The organism is Marinospirillum sp., from assembly GCF_014859565.1.
Genome location: NZ_JACUUA010000204.1, coordinates 1 through 5,591, shown reverse-complemented (window position 1 = coordinate 5,591; position 5,591 = coordinate 1). Strand labels below are relative to the sequence as shown.

Annotated in this window: 5 protein-coding genes and 1 tRNA gene; 5 read left to right on the top strand and 1 reads right to left on the bottom strand. The window is 50.0% G+C overall.

The features are described from left to right. Positions 1-76 (bottom strand) — tRNA-Glu (locus IBX50_RS16475). A gap of 235 nt (positions 77-311) precedes the next feature. On the opposite strand from IBX50_RS16475, the gene IBX50_RS16470 reads away from it, so the two are divergent. The 5 genes from IBX50_RS16470 to htpX all read left to right on the top strand — a co-directional run bounded on the left by IBX50_RS16470 (position 312) and on the right by htpX (position 5,540). Continuing rightward, the gene (locus IBX50_RS16470; RefSeq protein ID WP_292257388.1) at positions 312-1,076 is read left to right on the top strand and encodes a hypothetical protein; all 765 of its coding nucleotides are present in this window, start codon (positions 312-314) and stop codon (positions 1,074-1,076) included. A 45-nt stretch (positions 1,077-1,121) separates the two neighbouring features. Beyond that, positions 1,122-1,997, top strand: coding sequence for a ribosome biogenesis GTPase YlqF (ylqF, locus tag IBX50_RS16465; RefSeq protein WP_292257387.1), 876 nt, complete (start codon positions 1,122-1,124; stop codon positions 1,995-1,997). A 79-nt stretch (positions 1,998-2,076) separates the two neighbouring features. Beyond that, positions 2,077-3,261: a diguanylate cyclase gene (locus IBX50_RS16460; RefSeq protein ID WP_292257386.1), complete on the top strand. Its 1,185-nt coding sequence runs from the start codon at positions 2,077-2,079 to the stop codon at positions 3,259-3,261. Between the two features lie 104 nt (positions 3,262-3,365). Then, the gene (locus IBX50_RS16455; RefSeq protein ID WP_292257385.1) at positions 3,366-4,580 is read left to right on the top strand and encodes a pyridoxal phosphate-dependent aminotransferase; all 1,215 of its coding nucleotides are present in this window, start codon (positions 3,366-3,368) and stop codon (positions 4,578-4,580) included. Positions 4,581-4,646: 66 nt separating this feature from the next. Then, positions 4,647-5,540 carry a protease HtpX gene (gene htpX / locus IBX50_RS16450; protein WP_292257384.1) on the top strand — a complete coding sequence of 298 codons (894 nt, stop codon included), beginning with the start codon at positions 4,647-4,649 and terminating at the stop codon, positions 5,538-5,540. Positions 5,541-5,591: the final 51 nt, after the last annotated feature.

Sequence of the window (5,591 nt, the reverse complement as noted above, 5' to 3'; positions counted from 1 at the left end):
TGGCGTCCCATAGGGGGTTCGAACCCCTGTTACCGCCGTGAAAGGGCGGTGTCCTGGACCACTAGACGAATGGGACGTATCAGCTACTCCGTTCAGGATGGCGCATATCTTAATGAGGCATCTTGATGGTGTCAACACACTTTTTTCAACCACTTGGTTGTAGCCATTTTTTTGTGCGTTTTTTGTTCGTTAAAGAGCGTAACACACAACTGATTTGTTTCTATTATTGTCAGTGGCACAGGCTTTGTTAGATACTTAGCGTCTTAAGAGAGATTCAGTTGTTTTAAAGGGAACCCCAGCGGGAGCAAAAAATGCTTATAGTTCTTGTTCTGGGCGGCATCTTTTTTGTCGCTTTAATACTAGTGATTGTGGTTTACGGTCGCCAGCAGAATGAAAAGAAAAAGATCGAAGATCAGCGGCGAGTGCGGATGCTGGCAGATCGTGGCCGCCAGATGCAGCTGTTGCTGGATGAGCTGCCCCCTCATTATATCTCTCAGGATTTCCGTGCCTTTATTGCCAGTCAATGGCTGGATCTGCTGCAAGAGCAGGAGCAGCTGGGCAACAATGATTCCAGGCTAAAAGCAGAAATGGAAACTGCTCAAAACAAACTGCAGGAAATCCGCAGCAGCAATCAACCAAAACCGGAACCCGTGACGGATCTGCAAACAGCCAACGGCATCCGTCGTAATCTAAAGCAGCTGAATAAGGTGATTGTTGGGTTGTATCAGGATCGTAAAATTCCGCATCGGCTGGCGCAGTCCTATCTGAATGAGATCAAACTTGGTTTCACCCAAACATTGATTGAAGTATTCAAGGCATCTGCACGTAAAGCCGAAATGGAAGGCAACCTGCGTATTGCCGTGGTACATCACAAACGCATCATGAGTGAGCTGAATCGCAATAACCCCAACGGCATTCACAACCAGACACTGCTGGAGTGTCGCCAGACCATCCAACAGATGGAAGAACAGATTGCAGTTCAGTCTGAAAACAGTGATAACCAGCTGGCAGAAAGTGTTTCAGAAATGATGGAAGATCAGGAAAGCTGGAAGAAAAAGCAAGTTTATGATGATTGAACAAACACCGGATAATCCGATTCATCCAACCCACCGAGTCCTTTCATGACCATCAACTGGTACCCCGGCCACATGCACAAGGCGCGCCGGGAAATCAAAAACGCCCTGCCCGAAATCGATGTAGTGATAGAAATGCTGGATGCACGCCTGCCCTTTTCCAGCTCTAACCCGGTATTGGGCAAACTGGCGCAGCACAAGCCGACACTCAAGCTTTTATCCAAAAGTGATCTGGCTGACCCTGATATCACCGCCCAGTGGATTGCCTATTTTGAGCAGCAGGCCAATACCCGTGCCCTGCCGATTGTCACCACGGACAACAAAACACTGATCCCGATTGCGCGTACCTGTCAGCAACTGGGTAGTCAGGTGCGTGAAAGTCGCTCTGTTCGTGCACTGGTCATGGGTATTCCCAACGTGGGTAAATCCACACTGATCAACAGCCTGGCCGGTAAAAAAATTGCCAAGGTGGGGAACGAACCGGCTGTTACGCGCCGCCAGCAGAAAATTCAGGTGGGTGACCGGTTACAGGTGATTGATACCCCCGGTGTGTTGTGGCCTCGAATTGAAAATATTGAAAGCTCCTTCCGCCTGGCAGCATCGGGTGCCATTCGTGATACCGCCATGGATTATGAAGCCGTGGGTTTCTGGGCTGCGGGTAGCCTGTTGTCGCGTTATCCGGATGCTCTGGTAGCACGTTACAAACTCAAAGCATTGCCGGAAGATGCTGAAGCCCTGCTGCGAGAAATTGCCAGTCGGCGTGGTGGCCTGAAAACCGGTGGTGTGGTGGATTTTCATCGCGCGGCAGAAGTGTTGCTGCATGATCTGCGAGGCGGTCAGCTGGGTCGTATCAGCCTGGAAACACCGCTGGATATTACAAACGACAGTGAGCTGGACGATATTGAAGATCCAGAGTACAGCTGAATGTTGATAAAACATCATGCCGAAAGCCCTGATTCACCTTATGCGAATAATGGATGTACATTTTTAACGGAGCAGCATTTTGAAAAACACTGAGCGCCGCCGTTTCCTCCTCGGCATCAAATGGGAAAACCCCTGGCAACCTCGTTGGTTACCAGCCGGTTTACGGGATACGCTCAATGGCAAACATCACTCACGTGACTTTGATTATGCGCGCAGTGACTACCTGCGCACCCGCGTATTGTTTGTAGGTTTGGCTTTTACTCTGCTGGCGCCCATGTGGATTCTGGTGGATTACTTGCTGTTGCCACTGGAGCTGGTTGCTGAAGTTGCTCTAGGTCGTTTTCTATTGATGCTAACGCTCTTTGGTGTGTTGTATTCCGCCTGGAAAAACCAGAACCAATTAAACCGGATACGCAATACCCTGGCTGCAATGCTGCTGGCGCCTGCCGTTTTTTACGGTGCACTGGTGCTGATTTACGGTAGCCAGATGACCTCACTGGTTGGTTACAGTTTTATTCCCCTGCTGGTTATTGCTTTCCTGAGTGTTTTTCCACTGACACTGACAGAAAGCCTGGGGATCGGGCTATTGGTACTGCTTATCCAGTTGATGGCTTTATTAACAACCGGGCAGCTTAACAGTGCGTATGGCTGGCAGGATTTGTGGCAGCTGGTTACCGTACTCGGTATCTCATTGTGGGCAAATCACTCTCAGGTCAGCACCCTGATGCGCCTGTATCGTCAGGCCAGTATGGATAGCCTGACCGGCCTGCTGAACCGAGGTGTGTTACTGCAACAGCTTCATGAATTGATCCGTCAGCGCAATGTGTTGATTGAAAATAATGATGAGCCTGCCTCGCCCATTTGCCTGCTGATGTTTGACCTGGATCGTTTTAAACGTATCAACGATACCTACGGTCATTCGGTCGGTGATCTGGCGCTACAGGTGTTTGCTCAGATCCTGCGTACCGAGCTGCGCAAAAATGATCTGGCGGCCCGTTATGGTGGTGAAGAGTTTATCGCTGTACTGCCCGGAACACCTAAATCTGATGCAGCCCAGGTCGCTGAGCGTATCCGCCAGCAATGCGAGAACTCATCCGTCACTGCTCATGATGGTCAGCAGGTGAGCTTCACCACCAGTATTGGTTTGACGGAACTGCGCATTGATGAAGAACTGGATGAGGCGCTGAATCGTGTGGACACACGCCTGTATGCCGCCAAACATCAGGGACGTAATCGTTATATTGATGCTAATGTTCCGACTTGAACCCAACAGCAGAATTCCATCCATTTGATTGAAGACAAAAACAACGCCGCTTGGTAGGCTATGCTATCGCCAGCAGGCGCTTTTTTTGTTCTGGAACTCCAATCATGCAAACCATTCGCAAATCCAACAAGTTACATCACGTCTGTTATGACATTCGCGGCCCGGTTTTACAGGAAGCCAAGCGAATGGAAGAAGAAGGCCATCGAGTACTCAAGCTGAACATAGGTAATCCCGCACCTTTTGGTTTTGAAGCACCGGATGAAATCCTGCAGGATGTGATGCGTAATCTGCCACAGGCTCAGGGTTACAGTGATTCCAAAGGGCTTTATTCCGCCCGCAAGGCAGTGATGCAGGAGTGCCAGCGCAAAAAAATTGTCCATGTTGGTATCGAAGATATTTATCTGGGTAACGGTGTCAGTGAACTGATTGTAATGGCGATGCAAGGATTGCTGAATGACAATGATGAAGTGCTGATTCCCGCGCCGGATTATCCGCTCTGGACGGCTGCTGCCCGTCTGGCCGGTGGCAAGGCGGTGCATTATATCTGTGATGAGCAGAGTGACTGGTTCCCGGATATTGAAGATATCCGCAAAAAAATCACCGAACACACCCGTGCCATTGTCATCATCAACCCCAACAATCCAACCGGAGCTGTGTATTCAGATGAGCTGCTGCTGCAGATTATTGAAGTGGCTCGGGAACATCAGCTGGTGGTATTTGCTGACGAGATTTACGACAAGATTCTCTACGATGAAGCCCAGCACACCTCCATTGCCAGCCTGGCCGATGATCTGCTGTTCTGTACTTTTAACGGCCTGTCCAAAAGTTACCGCGTGGCGGGTTTTCGTTCCGGCTGGTTGATTTTGTCGGGTGCCAAACATCTGGCGCAGGATTTTAACGAAGGCCTGAACATGCTGGCCTCGATGCGCCTGTGTGCCAACGTTCCAGCTCAGCACGCCATCCAGACAGCACTGGGCGGTTATCAGAGCATCAATGATTACATTCTTCCGGGTGGTCGTTTACTGGCACAGCGCGACAAGGCTTATGAACTGATTACCCAGATTCCGGGTGTCACCTGTACTAAACCCAAGGGTGCACTGTATATGTTCCCGCGCCTGGATCCTAAAAAGTTCAACATTCAGGATGATGAAAAGTTTGCTCTGGATTTGTTGCAGCAGGAAAAACTGCTGGTGGTGCAGGGTACGGCCTTTAACTGGATGCAGCCGGATCACTTCCGCCTGGTGACTTTACCTCGTGTGGATGAGTTGGAAGATGCCATCAGTCGTATCGAGCGCTTTCTGTCGCGTTATCGTCAGTAAAGCTTGAAACCTTTTTTATCTGCCCTTATCTAAGTGCCAACTGAATTTACTGGGAGAAACACAAGTATGATGCGTATCGGTTTATTCCTGCTGACCAACCTGGCGGTGATTGTGGTTGCCAGTATTACCCTGAACCTGCTGGGTGTGGGTCGTTATCTGGACTCCACTGGTGGTCTGCATCTGACTAATCTGCTGATTTTCTGTTTTGTTTTTGGTATGGCTGGCTCCGGGGTATCACTGCTGCTGTCCAAATGGCTGGCCAAAAAAGGCACAGGCACCCAGGTCATCACTCAGCCACGTAATCAACAGGAACAGTGGCTGATGCAAACCGTGTCCGAGTTATCCCAGAAAGCAGGGATCAAAATGCCGGAAGTGGGTATTTTCCCGTCTCACCAGTCCAATGCCTTTGCCACTGGCTGGAATCGTAATGCTGCACTGGTCGCGGTATCCACCGGCCTGCTGGAACGCATGCGTCCAGAAGAAGTGCGTGCGGTGCTGGCTCACGAAATCGGTCACGTTGCTAACGGCGACATGATCACTCTGGCACTGGTGCAGGGTGTGGTGAACACCTTTGTGATGTTCTTTGCCCGTGTGATAGGTCATACCGTGGATCGTGTGGTATTCAAGAATGAAGGTGGTCACGGCATCGCGTTTTATGTTACCACCATTTTTTCCGAGATTGTTTTGGGTATTCTGGCCTCGGGCATTGTGATGTGGTTCAGCCGTTTCCGTGAATACCGTGCTGATGAAGCCGGTGCACGTCTGGCGGGTTCCGGAGCCATGATCAACGCACTGGAGCGCTTAAAAGCCGAACAAAACTTGCCCAATGAAATGCCTGATTCCATGATGGCTTTTGGCATCAACAAAGGCCAGACTCATAGCATGATCCAAAAGTTTTTCTCCAGTCACCCACCGCTGGATGCGCGAATTGCCGCACTACGCAATAAGGCGTATTCCTGAGCAGTAAATACTGATGTAAGCTACATCTACCTTGAAAAGGAGCTGATTTAA

What these genes read in the sequence shown, in the direction of transcription:
- IBX50_RS16470 (WP_292257388.1), top strand. Translation starts at nt 312, where the DNA reads ATGCTTATAGTTCTTGTTCTGGGCGGCATCTTTTTTGTCGCTTTAATA.
- ylqF (WP_292257387.1), top strand. Translation starts at nt 1,122, where the DNA reads ATGACCATCAACTGGTACCCCGGCCACATGCACAAGGCGCGCCGGGAA.
- IBX50_RS16455 (WP_292257385.1), top strand. Translation starts at nt 3,366, where the DNA reads ATGCAAACCATTCGCAAATCCAACAAGTTACATCACGTCTGTTATGAC.
- htpX (WP_292257384.1), top strand. Translation starts at nt 4,647, where the DNA reads ATGATGCGTATCGGTTTATTCCTGCTGACCAACCTGGCGGTGATTGTG.